Origin of the sequence: Phosphitispora sp. TUW77 (assembly GCF_048453025.1) — a bacterium.
GTDB lineage: Bacteria > Bacillota > Thermincolia > Thermincolales > UBA2595 > Phosphitispora.
The window spans coordinates 2,007,763-2,033,597 of sequence record NZ_CP156677.1 but is presented as its reverse complement, the minus strand read 5'-3'; the positions used below and the strand labels follow the sequence as shown (position 1 = coordinate 2,033,597).

Here is a 25,835-nt window from a genome sequence, read left to right as displayed (position 1 = left end):
ATAATGGAGAGGAGATTGGGGGTAATGGTGATTCTGGCACCTTCAATATTATCTGCTGATTTTGCTTGTCTTGCCGACCAGGTTAAGCTAGTGGAAGAAGCAGGTGTTGAATATTTACATATTGATGTGATGGACGGGCATTTTGTGCCAAATATAACTATCGGTCCATTGGTGGTTGAAGCTTTGAGACCAAAAAGCAGATTGGTGTTTGATGTTCATTTGATGATTGAGGAGCCTGACCGGTATATCGAACAGTTTGTCAAAGCCGGGGCGGACCTGATCAGTGTGCATGCAGAAGCCTGTCCCCACCTGCATCGGTCGATACAGAACATTAAATCACATGGTATCAGGGCAGCCGTGGCTCTGAATCCAGCCACACCCCTGCAAGTGATAGAATATGTGCTGGAAGAACTGGACATGGTCCTCTTAATGACTGTAAACCCGGGATTTGGCGGGCAGAAATTCATCCCTGGGGTGCTTCCTAAAATATCGGCTTTGCGTGACCGGATAAACAGCCTTGCTGTGAATACGGAAATTCAGGTTGACGGCGGTGTTGTCCCGGGGAATGCTGGGGAAATAGTAAAGGCCGGTGCAAATGTCCTGGTTGCTGGTTCAGCGATTTTTGGTGCCGGTGATATTGCCGGAGCGGTCAGGGAACTGCGGATGGCTGCCGGGGGAAGGGAATTTATCCATGAAAAAAATGGGACTGGTCTATGACTCTATTTACCTGAAACATGATACAGGCTCACACCCGGAAAATTTCCTCAGGTTGGAGCATATCCTGCAAGGATTGGATTATTATGGAATCAGAGACAGAATGGTTAAAATCGTGCCTCAAAAGGCATCTGTGGAACAGGTGGCCCTGTTCCACGGACCTGCATATATAGAGAAAGTGGCCCGTCTAGCCCTTGAAGGCGGCGGAGACCTGGATGCTGATACGGTCGTTTCGTCTCAATCATATGAGGCGGCATTGATGGCTGCCGGAGGAGTAATTACTGCTGTTGACAGCGTTATCCAGGGGGCAGTTGATTCGGTCTTTGCCTTAGTACGCCCTCCGGGACATCATGCAAGAGCAAACAAGGGTATGGGTTTCTGTTTATTTAATAATGTTGTAATAGGGGCCAAGCATGCTATGAAAGTACATGGAATAGAACGGATTCTTATTGTAGACTGGGATGTACATCATGGCAATGGCACAGCTGAGGCCTTTTACGACAACCCTAGCGTACTTTACTTTTCTACCCACCAGAATGGGATATTTCCCAATACCGGCTGGGCTTCGGAAACGGGGTCCGGAGCAGGGGATGGGTATACTATAAACGTTCCCCTTTACAGTTGGAGTGGTGACAGCAGTCAGTATATTGCTTTTACCCAGATTTTGAAGCCGATTGCACAGTTTAAACCGCAGCTTATAATGGTTTCGGCAGGTTTTGATGCCCATCATGCCGATCCCCTAGCGGGTTTGGAAATGACCTGCAGAGGATTTGTTCAGATGGCTGAAATAGTCAAGCGAATAGCAGATGTGGAGTGTGGTGGTAAAATTGTACTTGCCCTAGAAGGAGGCTACAATCTGGAGGTACTAGGTCATGCGGTTTCATCTGTGGTTAATGTTTTTGGTGAATATGGGGTAGAGGTCACAGAACCGGGGGATACGAAACTTCGTTTTGAAAAACCTATGATGAGAATACCTATAGATGAGGCGATAAAAATGCAAAGGAAGTATTGGAAACTGTAAATTTTGTGTACTTATCGTATTATATTAATTATATTGAATATAATATTGGAAAGAAGTATAATATAAACAGATAAAGTGGTGTCTAAAGGAGGGTTGCCATATGGTAGCCTATAAGGGATGTATTTGCACAAAGGAATTTGATGAGGCGGTTAAAAAGGTAGGTCAGCGGGACTATACCGAAATAGGCAAAATTTTACGGGATGAAACGGAACGCGGCATGCGGGATCTAAAATATGCAGTTTCCAAAAAGAAAGGCCGTTCCAACGTTAAATGAAGTTGCTGGTTATAGTTGCCGGACCAAATGGTTCCGGCAAATCTACTTTAATTAGCGAAGTTTGCAGTTCGCCTCATTTTCCCAAATATTTTTTTTCTCCGGATGAATTAATAAAAAATGATGAATATTGTAAAATACGCGATTTAACTGAACGTTATTTAGCAGCAATGCAGGATGCAGATAAACTGAGGCATGAAATTGTTCAGATTGGTCTGCCTCTGGCTTTTGAAACGGTATTTTCCACAAACAGCAAATTGGAGTTTGTTCAGTATGCTAAAAAATGCGGCTATTTTATAGAGCTTATTTATATCACCACAAATAATCCATCGATAAATGTCAGTCGTGTTGCCCAGCGGGTTGCAACTGGAGGGCATAGTGTTCCTGAGGACAAAATCATTCAGCGTTACATTAGGAGCATGAAGCTTTTGCCTGAGGCAGTGAAAATTGCGGATGCTGTTAAGGTATATGATAACTCTGAGGAATCCCCGCTTATTGTGTTTTTCAAAAGACCGTCTGCTGAAATTGCTCTCTTAAATAAAGAGAAAAGACATGAATGGGTACAGCATTTCCTTATTGGGCCTTTGCTCGCAAGCGGCTTTGTTAAAGAGCCATTAAAAGACTTAGGGCTGAAGGAAACTGAACGATATATGGCTGAAAATCTCTATAGGGACAGAAAGGTATATGTTCTTAAATATTATGCAAAGAGCCTAAAAAGAAAAAGTGACTGAAAACATTACTATTTAGTATTTCTATTGACACTTCTTAGAAAACTGAATATAATTGTTTTAATGACAAATACATAATAACCTTCAGGGATAGGTGAAATTCCTTACCGGCGGTGAATCTTAATTAGATAGCCCGCGAGCCCTATTGGGTTGACCTGGTGTGATTCCGGGGCCGACAGTTAAAGTCTGGATGGGAGAAGGACTGCATTTGCAGGATTATTTATTATTTTAATTATTTTATTGTTGTGCTGTTTATTAACCCTGAAGTATTTTTTCAGGGTTTTTTATATTAAGAATTAATATATAAATATTGATATGAAAGGACGAAACAGATATGCATGAGCAGCATATGCGCCTAGCATTACAGCTTGCGGAAAAGGCTGTCGGGAGAACCAGCCCGAACCCTCTTGTAGGAGCAGTAATTGTTAAGGATGGACAGATTGTTGGGCAGGGTTATCACAAAAAATCAGGAACCCCTCATGCTGAAATTCATGCATTACGCCAGGCGGGTGAAGATGCCCGGGGGGCAGTACTGTATGTTACTTTGGAACCTTGTTCACATTTTGGCAGGACACCTCCATGCAGTGAAGCTGTTATTAATGCCGGGATTAGTGAAGTATATGTAGCCATGCAAGATCCTAACCCGTTAGTGGCGGGGCGCGGTATAAAGCTACTGGTAAATGCCGGCATCAGGGTCCATGTTGGTTTACTGGAACAGGAAGCCAAAAGGATTAATGAGATTTTTATTAAATATATTACTACTAGAAAGCCGTTTATATTATTAAAGACGGCAATGACTCTTGACGGCAGGATAGCAACCCGGACCGGTCATTCTAAATGGGTGACGGCAGAACCGGCGCGTGAAATGGTACACCGGCTGAGGAACCAATATGATGCCATCCTGGTTGGGGTCAATACGGTGATTGCTGATAATCCTGCACTTACCTGCCGGCTTGCCGAAGGGGGATGTGATCCGGTAAGGATTATCCTGGACAGCAGAGCCAGGACACCGGTCGATTCCAAGATATTTGTTCAGGACTCGGATGTCCCAACTTTTGTGGTTGTAACCGATAAGGCACCTATTGCCGCGATAAAGTCATTGACTGCAGCAGGAGCCAAGCTGATAAGGACCGCATCAGATATGTATGGGCGGGTGGACTTGCATGACCTGGTTAGTAAACTTGGAGAGATGGAGATTACCGGGTTGTTAGTAGAGGGAGGAGCTGAAGTGGCTGCTTCATTTTTAGAAGCTTGTCTGGTGGACAAGATATTAACTTTTATTGCTCCCAAAATAGTTGGCGGGAATCAGGCACCGGGACCTGTAGGCGGGGCAGGAATTGAAACTATGGACCGGGCTATACAATTGAAACGCGTTAACTCGGGATGCATTGGGGCGGATTTTTTTGTTGAAGGATATCTGGAATATATCCGGTAAGAACAATAAAGTTTAAAAAGATAACTTCCTGTAAAAGAGGTGAAAACGATGTTTACCGGTATAATTGAAGAAATGGGAATATTAAAAAAAATTCAGCGTGGTGCCGACTCAGCCAGGTTGACACTTGAAGCATCTGAAGTTCTTAAGGATGTTAGGTTGGGAGACAGTATTGCTGTTAATGGGATTTGCCTGACGGTGGTTGATTTTAATGAACGTTTTTTCGATGCCGACGTAATGGCTGAGACCCTGCGTAAGACTAATCTGGAGGATTTAAAACCAGGAGACCGGGTTAACCTGGAACGTGCCCTTAAGGTTGGGGGCCGGCTTGGCGGACATATAGTCAGCGGACATATTGACGGAGTGGGTATTATTACCCGCCAGCACAAAGAAGATATCGCGGTAATAACAAGCATCAGGGCCCCGGCAGAGGTGATTAAATATGTTGTCAAAAAAGGCTCGGTTGCTATTGATGGTATTAGTTTAACAGTGGTTGACTGTACAAACGATAGTTTTCAGGTTTCACTAATTCCACATACTGCATCACTAACAACTCTGGGTTACAAAAAAACCGGCGACAGGGTCAATTTGGAAGCAGATATTATTGGAAAATATGTCGAAAGACTTGTAGGATTTAATACTGACGAAGCTGGATCACGTGCAGTCAGCAGTCAGAGTAAACTTACCATGGATTACCTAGCTGAAAAGGGGTTTCTATAAAGAAAGGAGAATAAAGATGAAGTTTAATACAATTGAAGAAGCACTTATTGATTTTAAACAGGGCAAGATGATTATAGTTGTAGACGATGAGGACAGAGAAAATGAAGGGGATCTCTTGATGGCGGCGGAGAAAGTAACTCCTGAAGCAATTAATTTTATGGCAACACATGGGAGGGGACTGATTTGCACTCCTATGACGGCTGAACGGTGTGATGAACTGAAACTATCCGCTATGGTAACGAACAATACCGATTCCCACGAAACAGCTTTTACGGTTTCTGTAGATGCAAAAGGAAAAACGACAACCGGCATTTCAGCCCATGAACGGGCTATAACCATTAAAGTACTGATGGATCCTGCGACCAAGCCGGATGACCTTTCCAGACCGGGACATGTTTTCCCATTAAGGGCTAAAAGCGGCGGTGTGCTCAGACGGGCAGGCCATACTGAAGCGGCTGTAGACCTTGCTAGGATGGCAGGGATGTATCCGGCAGGTGTAATTTGTGAAATTATGAAAGATGATGGCACCATGGCACGGGTTCCTGAATTAATGGAATTTGCCGCCAAGCATGACATGAAAATTATTACTATCGCCAACTTGATAAACTATCGCCGGCGCACAGAGAAACTGGTAGAGCAGGTTGGGGAGGCTAAGCTGCCAACCAGATATGGAGAATTTTCTGTAGTTGCTTTTAAAAGTTTTCTTGACGGCAAAGAACACCTAGCACTTGTTAAGGGGGATGTAAGAACAGACGAGCCGATACTTGTCAGGGTACATTCAGAATGCCTGACTGGAGATGTTTTTGGATCAGCAAGGTGTGACTGTGGGGACCAATTGGCACAGGCGATGAGACAAATTGAACAAGTAGGACGTGGGGTACTGCTTTATATGCGTCAGGAAGGCCGGGGCATTGGGTTAGCTAATAAAATCAAGGCATATCACCTTCAGGATATGGGCAAAGATACGGTTGAAGCTAATGAACTGCTTGGTTTTCCGGCAGATTTGAGAGATTACGGGATTGGAGCACAGATACTGGCTGAACTTGGAATTAAAAAGATAAAGCTCCTGACCAACAATCCCAGGAAGATAGCCGGTATTGAGGGGTATGGCCTGGAGGTGGTTGAACGGGTTTCCATAGAGATAACACCATGTACGTGTAATGAATATTATCTGAGTACCAAGAAGGAAAAACTGGGACATATGCTTTCATTAAAGAAATGTAATTAAATAATCATGACTGATATCGGGAGGTAATAAAGGTGCACAAAATTTTTGAAGGAAAATTATTAGCTAAAGACTATAAGTTTGGTTTGGTTGTTGGCAGGTTTAATGAATTTATTACGAATAAGCTTCTCGGGGGTGCTCTTGACGCATTAAACAGACATGGCGCCCAAGAAGCAAATATTGAAACAGCATGGGTTCCTGGGGCATTTGAAATTCCTTTTGTAGCTCAGGCTATGGCCAGATCCGGCAAGTATGATGTTGTCATCTGTCTGGGAGCGGTTATCCGGGGAGGAACACCGCATTTTGAATATGTATGTTCAGAGGTGTCTAAGGGGATAGCCAAGGTTGCCCTGGATACAGGAGTGCCTACAATATTTGGAATTATTACGGCAGATACAATCGAACAGGCTATTGAGCGTGCGGGTACAAAAGCAGGTAACAAGGGCTGGGATGCTGCTATTACCGGCATAGAAATGGCCAGTTTGATGAGCAATATATTGAGCAGCACCAATTGAAAATAGTAAAGAGTTATTATTTACTCTTGTAAACCTTCAAGTTATGGGGCCCGGGGAAACAATTGTTTATCCCGGGTCATGTTTCGTGGTTTATGAACCGGGAGATATTGGGCTTATAGGTACTTCGGAAGGATTAGGCCCAAAGGGATTGGAAGCCGGCAGAAAAGGGTGGGGAAATCTTGTGAACCCTTGGGGTTAAAGCATTTACAGCCAGGAAAAACATGATAAAATTTTTATTGACAAACCACATAAATGTGCTAAAATTGAATTTGACTGGAATTTAGATTAAAATTTTAAAATGATTTGTGGGGTGTTAAATTCCAAAAACAAACCAATAAAAGGGGGCAAAGATTGAAGATGACATTAAACGCTTTGGGAAGGCATGTTTTGGCTGAAATTTATGGATGCAACTTTAGTGTACTTAATGATGTCAGCAAAGTTGAGGAAATTATGGTCAATGCAGCATTAGAAGCTGGTGCTGAGGTTCGTGAGGTAGTATTCCATAAGTTTAGCCCCCAGGGTGTTAGTGGAGTAGTAGTTATTTCCGAATCACATCTGGCAATTCATACATGGCCTGAGCTTGGTTATGCCGCAGTTGATGTGTTTACCTGTGGAGATAAGGTGAACCCATGGGATGCGTGCAATTTCCTGGCAATTAATTTTGGGGCGGAATCAGTAGATGCTAAAGAAACACAACGCGGAATTCTATACAATACTCCCGAAAAAGAGGCCGTAAATCTTTAGGAGGGATATTTATTTGTACTGAGACGTATGTCAAAGGCTAGCGGGAACCTTACTTTTGCCGGTGATAGGTAAAGAGTAGGGTTTTCGCTTTTTTATATATGCAAGCAGGTGAAAATGTGCGCTGGCATCGTTGCACGTCTGTCTGTGATTTGGAAGATTTATGGCCAATTACAGTTTTTTGTCTTTTTAAAGAGGAATTATTCTGACAATGTAGAATAATTTTAAGATGTGAATTTCGAATAAGCGAGGGATTAGGGATGAGTAAGATGAACATTACACAGATAATGAATAAAAATAAAGAATTCCTTCGGGAGCTTAGAGAAGAAAGTGGACAAGATCCTGGACAGTGTTTTCAGTGTATGAAGTGTACGGGCGGGTGTCCCTTTCAGTTTACCATGGATTATCCTCCCAGCCAGATTATGAGGATGCTTCAGGACGGCATGGTTGATGATGTGCTGAGAAGTTTTACGGTCCAAACATGTGCTACCTGTGCCACTTGTACAACCCGCTGCCCACGGGACATTGATATAGCAAAATTAATGGATACACTCAGAGTTATTGCGTATCATAGAGGAATTATCGGCAAGGGCAAGAACATGCATGTATTTCATTCAACTTTTATGAACTCTGTGAAGAGTCATGGAAGGTTATATGAAGTAGGTCTGGCTCTTGGGCTTAACCTGGGAACAGGCAACCTGATGCAGGATACCGAACTTGGATTACCAATGTTCCTGAGGGGCAAGCTTTCCATTCTGCCGCATGATATAAAAGGCAGAAATGAAATAAAGAAACTTTATGATTACGCCAAAAAGATCGGAGAGTGATTTTAGGTGAAAATAGCTTATTATCCGGGCTGTGGCCTGCATGGTTCATCAAAGGAACTGGATATATCTGTTAAAGCAATTAGCGGTCCACTAGGGATTGATATTGTTGAAGTACCTGATTGGAATTGCTGTGGCGGGTCATCAGCCCACAGTACCAGCCATTTTCTTTCATTTGCACTTCCTGCCAGAAATGTAATTAATGCTGAAACCACAGGGTGTCAAGAATTTACTGCACCATGTCCGGCTTGTTATGTGAGGCATTTTTTGGCTCAACGGGACATCAATGAAAACCCTGAAATGAAACAGCACCTGGAAAATGCATTAGGGAAGCAAGTCCCTGAGAGTAAAATGAAAATGAAAAATGTAATTGAACTTTTTATGGATAAGATTGATTCTTCGGTAGTAAAAAAACCTCTTAAAGGGTTAAAAATAGTTAACTACTATGGATGTGCACTGGTAAAACCCCCAAAAACGTTTGGCTTCTTTGATGACCCTGAAAATCCCCAATCCATGGACAAAATGATGGAAACCCTTGGCGCTGAAGTAATTCAGTGGCCATATAAGACGGAATGCTGTGGAGCCTCATTATGTTTTACTAATCAGGATGCTACCTGGAAAGCCAGCAGGGATATCCTTCAAATGGCTAAAGATTGCGGAGCTCAGGCAGTAGTTGCAGCATGCACAATGTGCCAGATGAACCTGGATATGCGCCAATCACAGATTAATAAGAAGTATAAGACAAATTTTAACATCCCGGCAATGTTTTTTACCCAACTAATCGGCTTGGCAATGGGAATTCCTGCCAAAAAGCTGGCTCTTGATAAACTATATGTTGACCCTAAACCCTTGCTGAAGTCGCTTGACCTTATCTAAACCATTTTTATGGAATGCCTGTTGCCGAAAAGGGAATATCCAATGGAAGGGAATGTCCCATAAGTGGGGCTTGTTGACAAATTCCCAATAATTTTAACTTATTGAAAGGTGTTTTAAGGAACCGTGTAGAATTATTAATTCTACCGGTTTTTTGATGGGAGTGAGCAATATGATGGATAAAAATCAACCCAGCCAAAGCAAATATATGTATGTCAACTTGGAGGAACTGGTTCCCAAAGACCATCTCCTCCGAGAAGTAATAGATAAGATTGATTTTAGTTTCATCTATGACAAGGTTGAGAATATGTATTCACACAGGGGACGCCGTTCTGTTGATCCGGTTAAACTAATCAAGATGTTACTGATAGGATATTTTTTCGGAATTCCGTCCGAACGGCAATTAGAAGAACAAGTGAGAGTGAATCTGGCCTACCGTTGGTTTTTAAATATTGACCTGGATGAACCTGTCCCGGACCATTCAACAATTTCGCAAAATAGAAGAAGGCGGTTTAAGGGAACTAATGTGTTTCAGGAAATATTTGATGAGATAATCAAACTTTGCATTGCTGAAGGAATTGTCACTGGTGAAATCATAGTTACAGATTCCACTCATATAAAAGCCAATGCTTCTAATAAGCGAAAGGAAGTAGTCACGGTAGAATGCACTCCATCTGAATACTTGGGTATACTAGAAAAAGAAGCCGAAGCTCTTCAGGAAAAAATAAATAAGGAAAAAGGCTATAAAGGCAAGAAACGAGGAAAAGAACCAAATACTGCCCCGAAAACAAAACAAATCGTTAGGAGTAAAACAGACCCGGAAAGTGGCTATCTGAACCGGCCTGAAAAACCAAAGGGCTTCCACTACTTAGACCATATGAGTATAGATGCTAAACACGGCATAATTACGGATGTTTATGTAACTCCCGGCAATGTTGACGACAGTGAACCTTACATAGACCGGCTAAAATCACAGCAAGAACGGCTTGGCTTAAACATTCGGAAAGTTGGTGCAGATAAAGGTTACGACTATATGAATGTTCATTATGGATTAGACAAATTGGGAATTGAAGGGTATATTCCTGGTTTTGCAAGGCTCAGTAAGACAGAGAGTTTTACTATAGATAAGTTTGCGTATAATAGAAATAAAGATGTTTATATATGCCCAGAAGGCAAATTTCTCTATCTATCTCATATTAAGCAAAAAAAGACTAAAGTATATGCCGCTAGGACCAGAGAATGTAAAGCATGTCTACTAAAAGAACAATGTTTGTCTAAAAGTGATAGGCGAAAAAGTGTAACACGCCCCTTCCATCAAGATTATGCAGATAAGACCCATACAAGGCAAGGATCGGTTGAATATACGCGGATTCGAAAGCTTAGGCGAATGTGGTGCGAAGGAACAAATGGTATTTTAAAAGAAAACCACAATCTTTCAAAAGCAAGAAGAAGAGGCATCGCCAATGTTTTGGAACAATGCCTCTTATCGGCGTTAGTTATAAACATAAAAAGATATATAAAGGCAATAAAACAGCGGGAATTACGTAAGAAACACACATGCATTTCAAATAAAATACGAACTATAATGAGAAAATGGCTAGGGAAATTAGTTCCTAGCCATTTTTGTCAACAAGCCCCATAATTGGGATGTTCCCTTTTTGATGGGCGAGAATCTGGTGAGTTATTGCACCGGTTTTCCGCACGGTTAAAGTTGAGTGGGATTACTATGTATGGCACATAATATTTCAAAATGATGTTATCAGGCAACGAAAAACCTGATTCTGGTGCGGAAGCAAAGTAATATAAATCTTCCTGCAAAAATGCAGGAAAAAAGATGTTATTTGTCAAAATATCTACCATTAGCCCTACAAACAGAAAGGGGAAAGAGGCCGTGTTTTCATTACGCATTGACGATGTAAAAAGTGGTATGACTCTGGCCCAACCGGTTTTTAACATGAACGGCACCAAGTTGCTGGGCGAGGATTCTGTACTGACCGAAAAGATGATTCAGAGGCTCAGAAATGCGGGAGCTAAACGCATTTGGGTGACTGATGACAGTTTTTCTTTTCTTCAGGGATTTGCACCACAGTTAATTGTTGGAGAAGCAGTTAAAGAACTGAATAAAGCAAAATCACAAATTCTCAAAGGAAAAACTTTTGATATTAAGGTTATTAATGAAGTGGCTCATGAACTGGTGGAGCAGATTATTATTAATGAAGTGCCTTTTGCAGAAATGGTTAGGATGAAATCTACTGATACAGACGTTTTTGAACACATGGTAGATGTCGGCCTGCTTTCAATTATCACCGCCAAGTCCTTGGGTATGGACAAGCTTGACATGCGCTTTCTTTGCTTTGCTGCACTGCTCCATGATGTTGGCAAGCTTTTTATACCTGGAGAAATTCTTGAGAAGCCGAAAAAGCTTAATGATACCGAGATGCGTATGATTAAAAAGCACCCCCTAATAAGTTTTGATATATTAAGCGGCATTGATGGCATAAATAAGCATGCCCTGGTAGTGGCTCTGCAGCACCATGAGCGTCTTGACGGCAGTGGCTATCCAAATGGACTAAAGGGCAGCCAGATACAATTATATAGCAGAATTGTGGCTATTGCTGACATATATACAGCGCTGATCAGAGAAAAGGTTTACCGGCCTAAGCTTCCAGTTTACGAAGCGGGTGAGATTTTGTGGTCACAAGCAGATATCGGGCTTGACCGAGGACTTACATCAAACTTCCTGAGGAATGTTGTTGCTTTTCCGTTGCGAAGTATGGTCAAATTGAATAATGGCCTTGTAGGGAAAGTGGTTTATCAGAATAGTGATTTTCCCACCAGGCCGATAGTATCAGTTGATGGAGAGATGATTGATTTGGCTGAGACCCCTACGGTTTTTGTAGCTGAAGTAGTTGCTTATGAACATGATTAAATTTATTTACTCGAATATTCTGACCTTTTTTTGTGAAATCTTAATTTAAGGGGAGGATTTGTTTTAAGGGTAACGAATATATAGAAGGTTAGACTTTATGCAACGATTTTAGCATAAGGGGGAATATCCATGGCAGCCGAATTCCTGGTGCCTATTTTGGATGATTTAAAATCTGTAAATGAAAAAGTGGCTATAGCCTTTAAGATAAAATCCGGGAATTTGACTAATTTTGCGCATGTTGAAACAGAGTCTGTGCAGAACTATTTGCATCCGGCCCTGGTTTTGTTTTCCGGCAGGCTTTTGGGCTACACCGGATCAAAGTTGGTTAGTCTTGCTGCGGTAACCCAATTAATTTACTTGGCTTCATACGTCCAGTTCCAGATTCCCGACAACTGTGTCAGGAACTTTGTGGAAGAAGATCCCAGGGATGGAGCTCAGTTGCCGGTGCTGGTCGGAGATTACCTTTATGGCCGATTTTTTGTAGAGCTTTGTGACGGGGGAATTCTGCAATTCCTGGATCCTCTGGCTTCAATTATAGCAGATATGAATATTGGAGCATTACAAAGAAGAAAGCATTGGGGATTTCAAACAACTGATGTTGCGTTGGACTTATTTGTCATTGAAAAAGAAAGTGCAATTTTGACTGAAGGGGCGGCAAAGATGGCTGGCATTCTTGCCGAGGTCTCAAATGAAGTAATAATTAGCCTTGCGGAGATAGGTTTTAACCTGGGAATGGGCTATGGTATTTTGGAAAGAAACCTGAATCCTGAACTGGCGGTACCATACTTTGAAACTGTAAGTGAAATGCTGCAGGAATTTCCAGCGGGAGAAGCCCGGGATGGACTGGAATGTCTGGTTAATCAATTAAAGAACGGCGTGCTCGCGATTCCGCTGCGGAAGATGGGTCAGTGTGAAAAACTAAAAAACATACCTAATAGGCTTTCCAATGATAAACAAAATCAAATATATTTAGGATAATACTATAGAAAAGCCTTTTCGTTATTTACAATGCAGCAGCAGCCAAGGAATAGTTACACGAGAGGTGGTTATAATTGAATATGGCGTTTGCACGTGTTCGTAATTTTGCTGAAATGATAAAATTTGAACATACAGTGTTTGCCCTGCCATTTGCTTATATGGGGGCTTTTTTGGCAAAACGTGATTTCCCTACAGGGCACGAATTAATTTGGATAACTCTGGCCATGGTAGGCGCCAGGACAGCTGCCATGGCTTTAAACCGTCTGATTGATCGTCATATAGATGCGAGGAACCCCCGGACTGCTGATAGGCATCTTCCCAGGGGCATTCTCTCGGTTGCTGAGGTATGGGTTTATGTAGTGTTGTCTTGGGGGCTGTTACTGGTTTCAGCATGGCAGCTTAATCCACATAACTTAGAGGTTCCTCTTACGGTCAAATTAATGCCCATAGCTGTCTTTGTCTTAACTCTGTATTCCTATACAAAACGGTTTACTTGGATGTGCCATCTTATTTTGGGGTTGTCACTCGGTCTTGCTCCCGTAGGGAGTTGGGTTGGGGTTACGGGCGGAGTGCAACTTCCTGCAATTATTCTTGGATTTGTGGTAATTGCTTGGGTAGCGGGATTCGATATAATTTATGCATGTCAGGACTACGAATTTGACCGAAAGGAAGGAATTCATTCGATTCCTGCAGTTTTTGGGCTTGGCAAGGCTTTAGTGTTTTCTGGGTTATTACATGTTTTGACTGTATTATTCCTAATATTGGACGGAATACTTCTGGGTATGGGTTATTTCTACTGGATTGGGGTAATCTTGGCGGCAGGCATACTGATATATGAGCACTCAATGGTTACTCCAACAGATTTATCTAAACTTGATGCCGCTTTTTTTAATATGAACGGTATACTTAGTCTAATGCTGTTCGTTTTTACTCTTGCCGATATTGTACTTGGAATCAGAATATCACTCTAGTGCATTAAGGTTGATGAAACCAAATTTCGGTGGAGTATAGATTAGAGGGCCTGTTAGCGAAGCTGGAGGGATATGTGCTTGGGTTCATATATAGTAGGTATTACCGGAGCGAGTGGCGCTATATATGCGCGGAATATGCTTAGGGCATTACTTAGTTTAAAACATGAGGTAAGCCTGACAATAACTGACCCCGGTTTTAGGGTGCTCCGGGAAGAACTTTCCTGGGAACTTCCTCAGCCAAGAGCTGCGGATATGGTTAATGCAATTAAGTTTTATTTAGGTTGGGAAGAGGATAAGGATATCCCGCTGAGGTATTTTGATCATAGGGATATTGGGGCTGAGATTGCCAGTGGGTCGGCAAGAAATGATGGTATGATAGTAATTCCGTGTACCGTCTCTACCCTCTCCGGGATTGCATGCGGCGCCTCGGAAAACCTGGTGGAGAGGGCTGCTGACATTATGCTGAAGGAGAAACGGCAATTGGTGTTGGTGCCCAGAGAAACCCCATTAAACCAGATACATCTCAAAAATATGCTGGAACTTGCCTCAATGGGTGCCCATATAGTGCCGGCAGCTCCTGCATTTTATCATAAACCTGAAACGATCGAAGACCTGGTTAACTTTGTTGTTGGCAGGGTCCTAGATTTACTTAAGATAGAGCACAACCTTTTTAAAAGGTGGCAGGGCTCTTAACCTAAGGGGGATCGAATATGGAACTGTGTGTTGCAAGCGATCTGCTGTGTAATAGCAAATTGTTGGATATTGTTGAAAAAGTTAATAATGGTGAAAGGCTTAATTTTGATGACGGTATCAGGTTGATGACATCAAATGAACTCTTGGTAATAGGGTATATGGCAGATATGGTGAGAAAAAGGAAAAATGGGGATTATGCGTACTTCATTGTAAATCGCCACATAAACCACACTAATGTCTGTGATAACCTTTGTAATCTTTGTGCTTTTGGGAAAAAGCCTGATGACCCCGCAGCATATACCATGACTCTTGAAGAGATAGAGGCAAAGGCATCTGCAGTAAGGGGCCAGGACATTTCTGAACTGCACATTGTAGGCGGGCTTAATCCTGAACTTAAGCTGAGTTACTTTGAAGAAATGTTGCGCCGGGTTAGGAGGGTATTGCCCGGAACAATTATCCAGGCTTTTACTGCTGTGGAGATCGATTATTTTGCTAAAACTGAAAATATACCGATAGAGAAAGTAATTCGCCGTTTGATGGATGCAGGGCTGGACTCACTTCCCGGGGGAGGGGCAGAGATATTTTCCCAAAGGGTCAGGGAAAAAATATGTGAAAAAAAAATCAGTGGCGAAAGATGGCTGGAGGTACACGAAGCTGCCCATAAAGCGGGTATTCAAACCAATGCTACCATGCTATACGGACATATAGAAACTGCTGAGGAACGCATAGACCATTTGCTCAGGCTGCGTGAGTTGCAGGATAGGACTGGTGGCTTCCTGGCCTTTATACCACTGGCTTTTCACCAAAAAAACACCGCCTTGGAAGAGATGAACCTCAGCCGTACTACAGGATATGATGATCTTAAAGTGTTGGCGGTTGCCAGGCTTATGTTGGACAACTTTGATCATATCAAGGCTTATTGGATTATGATAGGACCTAAACTGGCTCAAGTCTCTCTTGCTTTTGGGGTAGATGACATAGACGGCACGGTTGTTGAGGAGCAGATTACTCACGCTGCGGGGGCTGATAGTGGACAGGCTCTTACCAAAAAAGAACTGGTGAGAATGATTAAGGCAGCGGGAAGGATTCCCGCTGAACGGGACACCCTCTATAAAATTCTTGAGGAGGGCTTTTAAGGTGAAAAAAATCCGGTTAGGTTATATTGATTATATAAATTGTTTGCCTGTCTATTATGCTATTGAACAGGGACAAGTTCCCGTTGCTGCGGAAATGGTTAAGGGACCGCCAACAAAGTTGAATAAAATGTTTATTAACGGCAAACTTGACATTACTCCAATTTCATCTATTGAATTTGCCAGGAACAGTGAGACGGCCGTAATTCTTCCAGAAATATCTATCAGTGCCGATGGGGCTGTTGAGAGTATTCTTCTTTTCAGCAAAGTCCCGGTAACCGAATTAGATGGGCTGAAGGTAAGTCTGCCGACATCGTCAGCAACTTCAGTGGTGTTGCTCAAAATACTGTTTGAACATTATTACCATGTGGAGGTTCAATATTCCTTAAAGGAACCGAATTTAAAAAAGATGCTGAGATACTCGGATGCTGCACTTCTTATTGGAGATGATGCCCTTTTGGCCAGAGAGGCGGTTGGAAAGCAGGGCGGCGAATCTTTATATATTACGGACCTGGGCTCAGCTTGGAAAGAATTTACTGGACACCGGATGATTTATGCTTTATGGGTGATCAACCGGAAGTTTATTGAAGCACATCCGGAAGAGGTAGAAAGCATTAGTAATGCATTTATCAAAGCCAAGGAATATGGTTTTGCCAATATTCCTGCTTTGATTGATAAGGCACATGAAAAGACCGGCCTGCCCCAAAATGTCTTAAAAGAGTATTTTGATACTATCAAGTATGGTTTTGGTGAGGAAGAGCAAAAGGCGTTGCTGACGTTTTACGATTATGCATATAAAAGCGGCTTGATTGAAGAACGTGTCAAGTTAAACATCTGGGGTGAAGAAATTGGATAAAATAGCAGAAATTTTGGCCAAGGCTGTTTCCGGCAACAGGCTGGATTTTGCAGAAGGTGTAGCTCTTCTTAAATCAGATGAAATAATCTTGCTTGGGTTGGCTGCTTCTTCTATTACTAAAAGGATTCATCCGGAGCCGGTAGTTACCTTTGTTATTGACAGAAACATCAATTATACCAATATATGTAATGTTAGGTGCAGGTTTTGCGCATTTTGCCGCTCTGCAGGGGAGACTGATGCGTATGTTTTGAGTTATGATGAAATCTATGATAAAATAAAGGAAACTCTGGCCTGTGGTGGCACACAAATACTTATGCAGGGCGGGCTTCACCCGGACCTGCCGTTTTCGTATTACCTGGACATGCTGCATGGTATTAAAGAAAGATTTGATATTGACATTCACTCATTTTCACCACCGGAGATAGTCCACTTTTCACAGATTACCGGACTCTCGGTTCGTGATGTGCTGGTCAAGCTGCGTGAGGCCGGGCTGGATTCAATCCCCGGCGGTGGAGCTGAGATTCTTGATAACAGGGTCAGAACATATATTAGTCCAGATAAAATTTCTTGGGAAGAATGGATGAATGTAATGACAACTGCCCATGAACTGGGCATGAAATCTACCGCTACGATGATGTTCGGCAGTGTGGAGACACTTGAGGAGCGTGTAATGCATATGGTCAGGGTCAGGGATGCCCAGGACCGTACTGGCGGGTTCAGGGCCTTTATCCCTTGGAGTTTTCAGCCTGGGAATACCCGGCTTGGCGGAGAAACGGCAACAGGTTTAGATTATCTGAAAACTCTGGCCGTATCCAGGCTCATGCTTGATAATGTGCCTAATATCCAGGCTTCATGGGTAACACAGGGGGCTAAAATGGCACAGGTTTCCTTAAACTTCGGGGCCAATGACTTTGGCGGCACCATGCTTGAAGAAAATGTTGTCAGAGCGGCCGGGGTCAGCAACCGGGTTCCCTTGGATGAGATCATTAAAAGTATCAGGGATGCAGGGTATACCCCAGCACAACGAAATACGAATTATAATATCTTAAAATGCTATTAATTACTAAAATGGAGGGATACTTATGACTTTCGGCTTTGCATATCTGGGCGTCAAAGAATTAATCCTGATTCTTGTTATTGTGCTGATAATTTTTGGACCCAAAAAATTGCCTGATATTGGACGATCCTTTGGGGAAATGTTATCCAATTTTCGAAGCAGTGCCAAGGATGAAACCGAAAAAGCAAAAGATCCTGATGATGTAAACACAGACAAAACGCAAAACTAAACGGGCCAGAGGTGATTTTAGCTTGACTGACAAACAGATGTCTATTTTAGATCATCTTGAGGCGCTAAGGCGGGTTGTTATAATAAGTTTTATTTCAATTATCCCCGGTGCTGTCGTAGGGTGGATGATACGCGAAAGAATACTGGCCTTCTTGGTATTGCCGGTTAAAAAACTGGAATATGACCTAGTATTTATTACTGCAACTGAGGCTTTAACAGCTTACATGAAGATTTCGCTTGTAGCAGGCCTGATTATTGCTTCACCGGTAATCGCATACCAGTTCTGGAAGTTTGTGCTTCCTGCTCTGCATGCCCATGAGAAACGATACCTGATTATATTTATGCCGGTTTCGGTATTGCTGTTTGTTGGTGGCATTGCATTTGCCTATTATTCCGTTTTTGTTTATGCGGTTGGTTTTCTTCTCAGTTTTGGCGGAGAAGGCTTGTCCCCCATGCTTTCTTTAAATAAATACCTTTCATTTACAATCTGGTTTTTATTGCCTTTCGGGGCTATGTTTGAACTGCCTCTTGTTATCATTATCCTGGCCAGACTGGGAATTGTCACTCCTGGGTTCCTGGCATCAAAGAGGAAATTTGCCTTACTGGCTATATTTGTCATTGCCGCCGTGGTCACTCCCACTACTGACATGATTACTCAGGGTATAATGGGTGGTGCCATGTATCTGTTATATGAGATAAGCATATGGCTTGCTTACCTTGTACGGCCTGGAAGGAAAAAGAAAATAGCCGTGCCTGAAACTGAAGTTGATAATTCGGAGGACTCTAAATGAAACGGTTCATAATTGGCACCGCCGGTCATGTTGATCATGGCAAGACCAGGTTAATAAAGGCACTGACAGGTAGAGAAACAGACCGTCTGAAAGAGGAAAAAGAACGCGGAATATCCATTGAATTGGGTTTTGCGCCTTTTAAGCTTCCCAGCGGGACCTTGGTTGGCGTTGTTGATGTTCCCGGACATGAAAGGTTTATAAAAAATATGCTGGCCGGGGTCGGCGGTATGGATATGGTGATTCTGGTAGTGGCTGCTGATGAAGGGATAATGCCTCAGACCAGGGAACACCTTGATATTATTGACCTGCTTCAGGTTCAAAAAGGTATTATTGTAATAACTAAAACAGACTTGGTTGATGAAGAGTGGCTGGACCTTGTTCAAGAGGAAGTAAGGGAACTGGTAAAGGAGACTGTATTGGACAATGCGCCTGTTGTGCCGGTATCATCCGTTACCGGAAAAGGCATCAGGCAACTTATTGAGGTAATCGATATGACGGCGGAAGACCTCCGGGAGCGTCCTGCTGCCGGATTTTTCAGGATGCCTGTTGACCGGGTGTTTTCAAAAACCGGTTTTGGGACAGTGGTTACCGGTACTTTGCTGTCTGGAAGACTGCGATTGGGGGATGTAGTGGAAATCCTGCCTGATATGGAAGAAGCTAGGGTGAGGACACTCCAGGTTCACGGGAATAAGGTTGAAGAGGCTCTGGCGGGTCAGCGGGTTGCTGTTAACCTGGCCGCTACAGAGCGTGAAAATATAAATAGAGGCAGTGTGATAGCAGCTCAGGGGATGCTTAAACCATCACATCGTCTTGATGTACAGCTTAGACTTATTTCAGATATGAAAAAAAACCTGGCCAACAGGGCTAGGGTCAGGGTTCATATAGGGACATCAGAAATATTGGCAAGGGTTGTTCTTCTTGAGAAGGATGAACTGGAGCCGGGTGAAACAGGATTTGTTCAACTTGAATGTGAAGATCCTGTTATAGCTGCTAGGGGTGACTTGCTGGTAATTAGGTCATATTCACCTATGCGGACTATTGGAGGGGGAAAGGTAATTGATTCGGCTCCCCCCAAGAGGAAGCGGTTTCATGCGGAAACAATTGATATATTGCGGACAAAGTCAAAAGGGGCTCCGGAAGAACTTTTGCACCAGTTTATGCTCTCATCAGGTCAGGCTGCATATATGCAGCCTGACCTGAAGCGCGGGGTAGGCTTGGATCAGCTCACAACTGAGGAAGCCATAGACAAGCTGATTTCTCAGAGTGTTTTGCGTCAGCTTGCCGTAGAAAATAAGATTTATTATATCCTGAATTCCTCTTATAGCCAAAAAGGTGATGAGATTGCAGCAACACTGGAAAAATACCACTCTGTTTATCCACTGAGGCAAGGGATATCAAAGGAAGAAATAAGGAGCAGGCACTTTCCGGGAATCAACAACAAGATTTTTAGCGCCCTTATGGATATTTATCAGGCAGATGAGATTATCAACATTGCCGGTGAAAATATTGCAAAACATGGTTTTCAACCTTTGCCCCAAGGTGAGCAAGTTCAAGTGTTCAAAAAAATTGATGAAGAATACTTATCATCTGGTTTTCAGCCTCCGGGTTGGGAAGATATTAAATCCAGATACAAATTGAACCCGGCAGAAAGTGAAGAGATACTTAATTATTTTATAAATAAAAAGGTTCTTGTTAAGCTTGAAGACAGCGTGTTAATTCACAAGGCAAATCTTGAAAAGGGCAAGAACCTTCTAATTAAATTTCTGGAGGATAAAGGTGAAATAACCCTTGGAGAAGCACGTGACCTGTTGAATACTTCCCGGAAATTTACGCTTCCGGTATTGAGTTATTTTGATAAGGAGAAACTCACCCGGCGTATTGATGATAAAAGAGTCCCCTATTAACCAGATCCCCTAATAATCACTGATAAGTGAAAATAAAATTTTTATTGTGGGGCCGTGTCATAAGTAATTACTTATGGGCATGGTTCCTTTCTTTGTGTCAAAAAATTAGTGGGCTTCTCCTTAAGCCCACTTGATAGTTGCTAGCTTTGAAATATTATGTCTATTATAGGCTTTACCTACTACAGTGACAAGTAAAAGCAAAGACTTATTCTGTAAAAACAAACTATTTATGGCAGAGTTTCAGTATGGATTTTACAAAAAAACCGACATAAGGCCTGATAAAAAAGAAGGAAATTGACGAAATGTGTCGAAATAAGACATAAGAACCAATCGGAATTAAAGCAACCAAAGGATTTTCTTGGATTTTGTGTCCGGAACTAGTGAAAAAAGCACAAGGAAATGCTGTTAAATGCTGCATAGGAGGTGAATAAGCAGCATGGTTTTTGCTGCTTGGAAGAAGGCATGTTAACGAAGGGAGGAGATACTATTGAAATGTTCACGGAGAGGTTTTTTAAAGCTGTCCGGAGCGACAGGCCTGGGCTTGGTTTTTGGAGAGTTGGGTTTTGACCTGGAACCTGTAGCTGCAAAGGTTAAAGGCCTCAAGATAAAGTCTGCCCGGATAGTGCCAACTATTTGTCCGTATTGCAGTTGTGGTTGTGGAATCTTATCTTATGTGGAAAACGGAAAAGTAATTAACACGGAAGGAGACCCTGACCATCCCATTAACCGTGGTTCTCTTTGCAGCAAAGGGTCGTCATTGTACCAGATAGCTAATAATGAAAGAAGGTTAGGCAAGCCTCTTTACAGGGCACCAGGAAGTGATAAGTGGGAGACTAAGGAATGGGACTGGGTTATGAATCGTATAGCTCAGAAAGTTAAACAGACCAGGGACAAAAGTTTTGTTAGGACCCAAAAGGTCACTGACCCCAAAACAGGAGCCGAAATGGACGTTACCGTTAACCGTACTGAGGGTATAGCTTGTTTTGGAGGTGCCGCCCTTGACAATGAAGAGTGCTATTTGCTGACAAAAGCCATGCGTTCCATGGGCCTGGTATATCTGGAACACCAGGCGCGTATCTGACACTCCTCTACGGTTGCCGGTCTGGCACCTTCATTTGGCAGAGGAGCAATGACAAATCATTATATTGACCTGAAGAATACTGACTGTGCCCTAATTATTGGAAGCAATGCTGCAGAGAATCATCCCATGTCTTTTAAGTGGCTAACCAAGGCTAAGGAAGAGCGCGGAGCCAAGATTATCAGCGTTGATCCCAGGGTTACCCGTACTTCGGCTAAAGCCGACATTTATGCTCCGTTGCGGTCAGGTACTGATATAGCCTTTATTGGCGGGATGATAAACTATATCATCAGAAACAAAATGTATAATGAGGATTATGTAAGGAAATATACCAATGCCGCTTTTGTTATTGAGGATAGTTTTGATTTTAATGACGGGATTTTCAGCGGGTATGACAGCAAGAACCGTAAATACAGTACAGATACATGGAAATATAAGATGGATGCCGAAGGGAAACCTTTGAAAGATGAGACTTTGCAGAATCCGAGGACTGTTTTCCAGCTTCTGAAAAAGCACTATTCTCGTTATGATATTGATACTGTATGCAGGATAACAGGGACTCCCAAAGGCGTTTACATGGAAGTATGTGATACTTATGCTGCTACTGGGGCCCGTGGCAAAGCCGGTACAATAATGTATGCCATGGGAACTACCCAGCATACCGTAGGTTCTCAGAATGTCAGGTCTTATGCAATGCTGCAATTGCTATTGGGTAATATCGGTGTTCCCGGCGGGGGCGTGAATGCGCTCAGAGGTGAAGGAAATGTCCAGGGGTCTACAGACATGGCACTTTTGTTTCACATTCTTCCGGGTTATCTAAATACTCCAGTAGCTGCACCTCAATATGCTACACTTGCGGCTTATTTGGAGACAGAGACCCCGAAAACGGGTTATTGGTCAAATAAACCAAAATTTGTGGTCAGCTTGCTCAAGGCTTTTTGGGGTCCCAATGCCACCAAAGATAATGAATTTGCCTATCAGTATTTGCCCAAGATTGATCCCAAAGTAAACTACTCTCATATAGCCCTTTTTGAGGCGCTTTACGAAGAGAAAATCAAGGGAATGTTCTGCTTCGGTCAGAACCCTGTGGTAGGTGGGCCTAATGCTAGCAAGGAAGCAAAGGCAATGGGTAATTTGGACTGGCTTGTTTGTGTTGATCTTTGGGAGACCGAGACCGCAACTTTTTGGACTGAGAAAGCCGGTGCTCGTCCTGCAGATATTAAGACAGAGGTCTTTTTGCTTCCGGCCGCTTCATCAGTTGAAAAAGAGGGTACGATTTCAAATAGCGGAAGATGGATTCAGTGGCGTTGGAAGGCAATCGAACCGTATAATGACTCAAAAACTGATGCCTGGATAATCGATAACCTTGTTAAGCGAGTAAAAAAACTTTATGAAAAGGACAGCAGTCCTGCTGCCGAACCGATCAAAAACCTTTTCTGGGATTATGGTGACGGTTATGAACCTGATATTGACAAGATAGCCAAGGAAATCAACGGATATAATGTTGTTACCGGAAAACAGGTACCCCTTTTCTCCAAACTGGCGGATGATGGCTCTACCTGCAGCGGAAATTGGATTTTCTGCGGTATGTATCCGGAAGAAGGTAAAAATTTATCCCAGCGGCGGGATAATAATGATGCAGGCGGTTTGGGGAACTGCCTTAACTGGTCTTACAGTTGGCCGGCAAATCGCAGAATTCTGTATAACCGCTGCTCAGCAGACTATGAAGGAAGGCCCTGGTCTGATGACAGCAAGTTAATTTGGTGGGACCCCACTGCGGGTGATATCCTGAAAGGTGAAAAAGGAAAATGGGTAGGATTGGATGTGCCTGACTTTAGTGGTACTTTGGCGCCTTCTGCTCCTGGAGGTACAAATCCGTTTATTATGCTTCCGGATACGGTAGGAGGGCTGTTTAGTGTCAAAATGAAGGAAGGGCCTTTCCCGGAACACTATGAACCTTGGGAAAGCCCTCAAAACAATCTCCTGTCCGGAGTTCAGCTTAACCCGGTGGTTAAGATATGGAATACGCCAATGAATCAAAAAGGGACACCTGATAAGTTCCCGATTATTGGTACCACTTATCGTGTTTCTGAGCATTGGCAGGCTGGGCAGATGACCAGGAACCTTCCTTGGCTGGCTGAACTTATCCCTGATATGTTTGTAGAAATGAGTGAATCACTTGCCAAAGCCAGAGGAATTAATAACGGGGATAAGGTTATGATATCTTGTGCCAGAGGAGAAATAAGCGCATTTGCCTTGGTCACTAAGCGATTCAAACCACTTTTTATAGACGGGAAACACGTTGAGGAGGTTGGATTGCCATGGCACTTTGGTTACCAGGGAATTGCAACAGGAGCAATAGCCAACAAGCTGACCCCTCATATCGGTGACGGCAATACGATGATTCCCGAATATAAGGCGTTTCTTGTTGATGTAAGGAGGGCGGTGTAAATGGCAGAACTTGCGATGTATATTGACGTTACTAGGTGTACGGGATGCCGTGGTTGTCAAGTAGCCTGCAAGCAGTGGAATGAGCTGCCTGCCGCTAAAACGGTTTTTTCCGGCAGCTATGAGAACCCTCCCCGGATTGGTGGCGATACATGGACGAAAGTACGCTTCTTCGAAAAAGAAGATGCTGGTAAAGTAAGATTCCTTTTCAGAAAAGAACAGTGTATGCACTGTTCTGAGCCCAGTTGCGCAGCAGTATGTGCTGCTGGGGCAATTAAGAAAACCGATAATGGAATGGTGCTTTTTAACGATGACCGCTGTGTGGGCTGTAAAAACTGCGTGGTTGCCTGTCCATTTCATGTCATAGGGTTTTCTAAAGAAACGGGCAGCAGCAGAAAGTGCCGGTTATGTTATGAAAGGATTGAAAACGATATGGAACCGGCATGTGTCAAAGCATGCCCAACGGGTGCTGTCAGTTTTGGTGATCGGAGACAAATGCTTGCACAGGCCAAGCAAAGAGTATCTGTTTTATACAATAAAGGAGTTAACGCCCAAGTTTATGGTGAGAATGAGCTTGGCGGGCTGCATGTGATTTATGTTTTGGATGATGAACCGGAAGTTTACGGGTTGCCGGCAAATCCTGAGGTAGCCACTGCCGGTTTGTTTAGCAACTGGCTGCATGCATTGCTTGGAGTAGGAGTTGTTGCACTGGCCCCGTTCTGGTTAATATTCCGTGAGCGCGGTAAAGCCACTGATAACTCTGCTGGAACGGGGGTGGACGGTAATGCATGAACTTGTATGGCCAATTATTTTAGCTATATACCTGTTTATTGCGGGTGACGGAGTAGCAGCATTTTATTCGGGTATTTTGGCAAACACCTTTAGCAAAGGGAAGTATGAGAGAATTGCTAAACTAGGGTCATATATCGGAGTACCTCTGATCCTGTTAGGTCTCTTGATGCTGGTCATTGACCTGGGCAGACCCTTAAGCTTTTGGCACTTTATACTTGGAGAGAACTTTCTGCCTATTTTCCGGCTAAGTTCTACCATGTCTCTCGGAACCTGGTTGTTAACAGCATTCACCATATTTGGAGGAGGGTATGCCCTTACATGGCTGGCTGAAGAGGAATTTACGCAGGGCTGGCCAATTCTAAAATACTTTGCATTCAAGCCGAAGCTGCGCAAAATTCTTAGCTATTTAGCTCTGCCTTTTGCTTTCTTAATTGCTTGTTATACCGGAATCTTGTTGGCAAGCACCGCTGCACCGTTGTGGCATAGTACACCATATTTGGGGCTCCTTTTCCTGATGTCGGCAACTTCCGCCGGACTTGCAAATATTATTCTGGTACTGGCAGCCACAAAATCAGACGGATGTCAGATTTATACCTTTGCTAAAACCGGTGCGATTGTTGATATGCTTGAAATGCTTGTTTTTGTAATCCTTATGGTTGGTTTGCATTCTGCAGCCCCTGAATCTGCTGCTTTACTGCTTACCGGCCAATTTAGCACGGTTTTCTGGGTGGGCATAGTGACTTTTGGATTGCTGATTCCTTTTATTATGGATATTTATGAACTGGCTTCCAGCAAGAAAAAGATGGTTAATAGCGTTATTCCCGTTATATCAGCCGTGTTTATTCTGATAGGAAGTTTCCTTACCAGAGTGGTAATTTTGTATGCCGGTCAAGCAATCTTTTAATAGGGGTGA

The 25,835-nt window shown here is 43.0% G+C and carries 25 protein-coding genes and 1 riboswitch; all 25 genes read left to right on the top strand.

Going from position 1 to position 25,835, the window contains the following annotated elements; genetic code table 11:
* Positions 1 to 24: 24 nt before the first annotated feature.
* The 25 genes from rpe (at position 25) to nrfD (ending at position 25,826) form a co-directional block, all read left to right on the top strand.
* Positions 25 to 717, top strand: coding sequence for a ribulose-phosphate 3-epimerase (rpe, locus tag ABFY19_RS09795; protein ID WP_418790476.1), 693 nt, complete (start codon positions 25 to 27; stop codon positions 715 to 717).
* On the top strand, positions 692 to 1,735 hold the full coding sequence (locus tag ABFY19_RS09790; protein WP_418790475.1) for a histone deacetylase: 1,044 nt from the start codon (positions 692 to 694) through the stop codon (positions 1,733 to 1,735). Before rpe ends, ABFY19_RS09790 begins: the two co-directional genes overlap by 26 nt.
* A gap of 100 nt (positions 1,736 to 1,835) precedes the next feature.
* Positions 1,836 to 2,009 (top strand): hypothetical protein, encoded by a 174-nt coding sequence (locus ABFY19_RS09785; RefSeq protein ID WP_418790474.1) that lies wholly within the window; start codon positions 1,836 to 1,838, stop codon positions 2,007 to 2,009.
* On the top strand, positions 2,006 to 2,737 hold the full coding sequence (locus ABFY19_RS09780; RefSeq protein WP_418790473.1) for a zeta toxin family protein: 732 nt from the start codon (positions 2,006 to 2,008) through the stop codon (positions 2,735 to 2,737). Before ABFY19_RS09785 ends, ABFY19_RS09780 begins: the two co-directional genes overlap by 4 nt.
* Positions 2,738 to 2,810: 73 nt before the next feature.
* A riboswitch (FMN riboswitch) is annotated at positions 2,811 to 2,940 on the top strand.
* Between the two features lie 128 nt (positions 2,941 to 3,068).
* Positions 3,069 to 4,169 (top strand): bifunctional diaminohydroxyphosphoribosylaminopyrimidine deaminase/5-amino-6-(5-phosphoribosylamino)uracil reductase RibD, encoded by a 1,101-nt coding sequence (ribD, locus tag ABFY19_RS09775; protein ID WP_418790472.1) that lies wholly within the window; start codon positions 3,069 to 3,071, stop codon positions 4,167 to 4,169.
* A 48-nt stretch (positions 4,170 to 4,217) separates the two neighbouring features.
* On the top strand, positions 4,218 to 4,886 hold the full coding sequence (locus tag ABFY19_RS09770) for a riboflavin synthase (protein WP_418790471.1): 669 nt from the start codon (positions 4,218 to 4,220) through the stop codon (positions 4,884 to 4,886).
* A 16-nt stretch (positions 4,887 to 4,902) separates the two neighbouring features.
* The gene (locus ABFY19_RS09765; RefSeq protein WP_418790470.1) at positions 4,903 to 6,114 is read left to right on the top strand and encodes a bifunctional 3,4-dihydroxy-2-butanone-4-phosphate synthase/GTP cyclohydrolase II; all 1,212 of its coding nucleotides are present in this window, start codon (positions 4,903 to 4,905) and stop codon (positions 6,112 to 6,114) included.
* A gap of 32 nt (positions 6,115 to 6,146) precedes the next feature.
* Positions 6,147 to 6,626, top strand: coding sequence for a 6,7-dimethyl-8-ribityllumazine synthase (gene ribE / locus ABFY19_RS09760; protein ID WP_418790469.1), 480 nt, complete (start codon positions 6,147 to 6,149; stop codon positions 6,624 to 6,626).
* 357 nt (positions 6,627 to 6,983) lie between these two features.
* Complete coding sequence (gene speD / locus ABFY19_RS09755; RefSeq protein ID WP_418792579.1) at positions 6,984 to 7,370, top strand: adenosylmethionine decarboxylase; 387 nt, start codon at positions 6,984 to 6,986, stop codon at positions 7,368 to 7,370.
* Between the two features lie 257 nt (positions 7,371 to 7,627).
* Complete coding sequence (locus ABFY19_RS09750; protein ID WP_418790468.1) at positions 7,628 to 8,194, top strand: 4Fe-4S dicluster domain-containing protein; 567 nt, start codon at positions 7,628 to 7,630, stop codon at positions 8,192 to 8,194.
* Positions 8,195 to 8,200: 6 nt separating this feature from the next.
* The gene (locus ABFY19_RS09745; RefSeq protein ID WP_418790467.1) at positions 8,201 to 9,067 is read left to right on the top strand and encodes a CoB--CoM heterodisulfide reductase iron-sulfur subunit B family protein; all 867 of its coding nucleotides are present in this window, start codon (positions 8,201 to 8,203) and stop codon (positions 9,065 to 9,067) included.
* Between the two features lie 154 nt (positions 9,068 to 9,221).
* Positions 9,222 to 10,706, top strand: a complete 1,485-nt coding sequence (locus ABFY19_RS09740; RefSeq protein ID WP_418790466.1) for an IS1182 family transposase — start codon at positions 9,222 to 9,224, stop codon at positions 10,704 to 10,706.
* Between the two features lie 249 nt (positions 10,707 to 10,955).
* A complete protein-coding gene (locus ABFY19_RS09735) occupies positions 10,956 to 11,993 on the top strand; it encodes an HD-GYP domain-containing protein (protein ID WP_418790465.1) in 1,038 nt (345 codons plus the stop codon).
* A gap of 129 nt (positions 11,994 to 12,122) precedes the next feature.
* The gene (locus ABFY19_RS09730) at positions 12,123 to 12,971 is read left to right on the top strand and encodes a hypothetical protein (protein WP_418790464.1); all 849 of its coding nucleotides are present in this window, start codon (positions 12,123 to 12,125) and stop codon (positions 12,969 to 12,971) included.
* 80 nt (positions 12,972 to 13,051) lie between these two features.
* Positions 13,052 to 13,942, top strand: coding sequence for a UbiA-like polyprenyltransferase (locus ABFY19_RS09725; protein WP_418790463.1), 891 nt, complete (start codon positions 13,052 to 13,054; stop codon positions 13,940 to 13,942).
* Positions 13,943 to 14,020: 78 nt separating this feature from the next.
* Positions 14,021 to 14,635 carry a UbiX family flavin prenyltransferase gene (locus ABFY19_RS09720; RefSeq protein WP_418790462.1) on the top strand — a complete coding sequence of 205 codons (615 nt, stop codon included), beginning with the start codon at positions 14,021 to 14,023 and terminating at the stop codon, positions 14,633 to 14,635.
* A gap of 17 nt (positions 14,636 to 14,652) precedes the next feature.
* Positions 14,653 to 15,771, top strand: a complete 1,119-nt coding sequence (gene mqnE, locus ABFY19_RS09715) for an aminofutalosine synthase MqnE (RefSeq protein WP_418790461.1) — start codon at positions 14,653 to 14,655, stop codon at positions 15,769 to 15,771.
* A gap of 1 nt (position 15,772) precedes the next feature.
* Positions 15,773 to 16,624, top strand: a complete 852-nt coding sequence (locus ABFY19_RS09710) for a menaquinone biosynthetic enzyme MqnA/MqnD family protein (protein ID WP_418790460.1) — start codon at positions 15,773 to 15,775, stop codon at positions 16,622 to 16,624.
* Positions 16,608 to 17,684, top strand: coding sequence for a cyclic dehypoxanthinyl futalosine synthase (gene mqnC, locus ABFY19_RS09705; RefSeq protein WP_418790459.1), 1,077 nt, complete (start codon positions 16,608 to 16,610; stop codon positions 17,682 to 17,684). Before ABFY19_RS09710 ends, mqnC begins: the two co-directional genes overlap by 17 nt.
* Positions 17,685 to 17,706: 22 nt before the next feature.
* Positions 17,707 to 17,910, top strand: a complete 204-nt coding sequence (gene tatA, locus ABFY19_RS09700; protein WP_418790458.1) for a twin-arginine translocase TatA/TatE family subunit — start codon at positions 17,707 to 17,709, stop codon at positions 17,908 to 17,910.
* Between the two features lie 37 nt (positions 17,911 to 17,947).
* Positions 17,948 to 18,700 carry a twin-arginine translocase subunit TatC gene (tatC, locus tag ABFY19_RS09695; protein ID WP_418790457.1) on the top strand — a complete coding sequence of 251 codons (753 nt, stop codon included), beginning with the start codon at positions 17,948 to 17,950 and terminating at the stop codon, positions 18,698 to 18,700.
* Positions 18,697 to 20,604: a selenocysteine-specific translation elongation factor gene (selB, locus tag ABFY19_RS09690; RefSeq protein WP_418790456.1), complete on the top strand. Its 1,908-nt coding sequence runs from the start codon at positions 18,697 to 18,699 to the stop codon at positions 20,602 to 20,604. The genes tatC and selB overlap by 4 nt, the downstream gene beginning before the upstream one ends.
* 487 nt (positions 20,605 to 21,091) lie before the next feature.
* Entirely contained in the window at positions 21,092 to 24,133 is a 3,042-nt protein-coding gene (fdnG, locus tag ABFY19_RS09685) for a formate dehydrogenase-N subunit alpha (RefSeq protein WP_418790455.1), read from the top strand.
* Complete coding sequence (locus ABFY19_RS09680) at positions 24,134 to 24,922, top strand: 4Fe-4S dicluster domain-containing protein (RefSeq protein WP_418790454.1); 789 nt, start codon at positions 24,134 to 24,136, stop codon at positions 24,920 to 24,922.
* Positions 24,915 to 25,826 (top strand): NrfD/PsrC family molybdoenzyme membrane anchor subunit, encoded by a 912-nt coding sequence (nrfD, locus tag ABFY19_RS09675; protein WP_418790453.1) that lies wholly within the window; start codon positions 24,915 to 24,917, stop codon positions 25,824 to 25,826. Before ABFY19_RS09680 ends, nrfD begins: the two co-directional genes overlap by 8 nt.
* Positions 25,827 to 25,835 lie beyond the last annotated feature (9 nt).

Coding starts and splice junctions, on each gene's coding strand:
- ABFY19_RS09765 (WP_418790470.1), top strand. CDS start 4,903: ATGAAGTTTAATACAATTGAAGAAGCACTTATTGATTTTAAACAGGGC.
- ABFY19_RS09725 (WP_418790463.1), top strand. CDS start 13,052: ATGGCGTTTGCACGTGTTCGTAATTTTGCTGAAATGATAAAATTTGAA.
- ABFY19_RS09790 (WP_418790475.1), top strand. CDS start 692: ATGAAAAAAATGGGACTGGTCTATGACTCTATTTACCTGAAACATGAT.
- speD (WP_418792579.1), top strand. CDS start 6,984: ATGACATTAAACGCTTTGGGAAGGCATGTTTTGGCTGAAATTTATGGA.
- ABFY19_RS09780 (WP_418790473.1), top strand. CDS start 2,006: ATGAAGTTGCTGGTTATAGTTGCCGGACCAAATGGTTCCGGCAAATCT.
- ribD (WP_418790472.1), top strand. CDS start 3,069: ATGCATGAGCAGCATATGCGCCTAGCATTACAGCTTGCGGAAAAGGCT.
- mqnE (WP_418790461.1), top strand. CDS start 14,653: ATGGAACTGTGTGTTGCAAGCGATCTGCTGTGTAATAGCAAATTGTTG.
- tatC (WP_418790457.1), top strand. CDS start 17,948: ATGTCTATTTTAGATCATCTTGAGGCGCTAAGGCGGGTTGTTATAATA.
- ABFY19_RS09785 (WP_418790474.1), top strand. CDS start 1,836: ATGGTAGCCTATAAGGGATGTATTTGCACAAAGGAATTTGATGAGGCG.
- nrfD (WP_418790453.1), top strand. CDS start 24,915: ATGCATGAACTTGTATGGCCAATTATTTTAGCTATATACCTGTTTATT.
- selB (WP_418790456.1), top strand. CDS start 18,697: ATGAAACGGTTCATAATTGGCACCGCCGGTCATGTTGATCATGGCAAG.
- ABFY19_RS09770 (WP_418790471.1), top strand. CDS start 4,218: ATGTTTACCGGTATAATTGAAGAAATGGGAATATTAAAAAAAATTCAG.
- rpe (WP_418790476.1), top strand. CDS start 25: ATGGTGATTCTGGCACCTTCAATATTATCTGCTGATTTTGCTTGTCTT.
- ABFY19_RS09730 (WP_418790464.1), top strand. CDS start 12,123: ATGGCAGCCGAATTCCTGGTGCCTATTTTGGATGATTTAAAATCTGTA.
- ABFY19_RS09740 (WP_418790466.1), top strand. CDS start 9,222: ATGGGAGTGAGCAATATGATGGATAAAAATCAACCCAGCCAAAGCAAA.
- ABFY19_RS09680 (WP_418790454.1), top strand. CDS start 24,134: ATGGCAGAACTTGCGATGTATATTGACGTTACTAGGTGTACGGGATGC.
- tatA (WP_418790458.1), top strand. CDS start 17,707: ATGACTTTCGGCTTTGCATATCTGGGCGTCAAAGAATTAATCCTGATT.
- ABFY19_RS09750 (WP_418790468.1), top strand. CDS start 7,628: ATGAGTAAGATGAACATTACACAGATAATGAATAAAAATAAAGAATTC.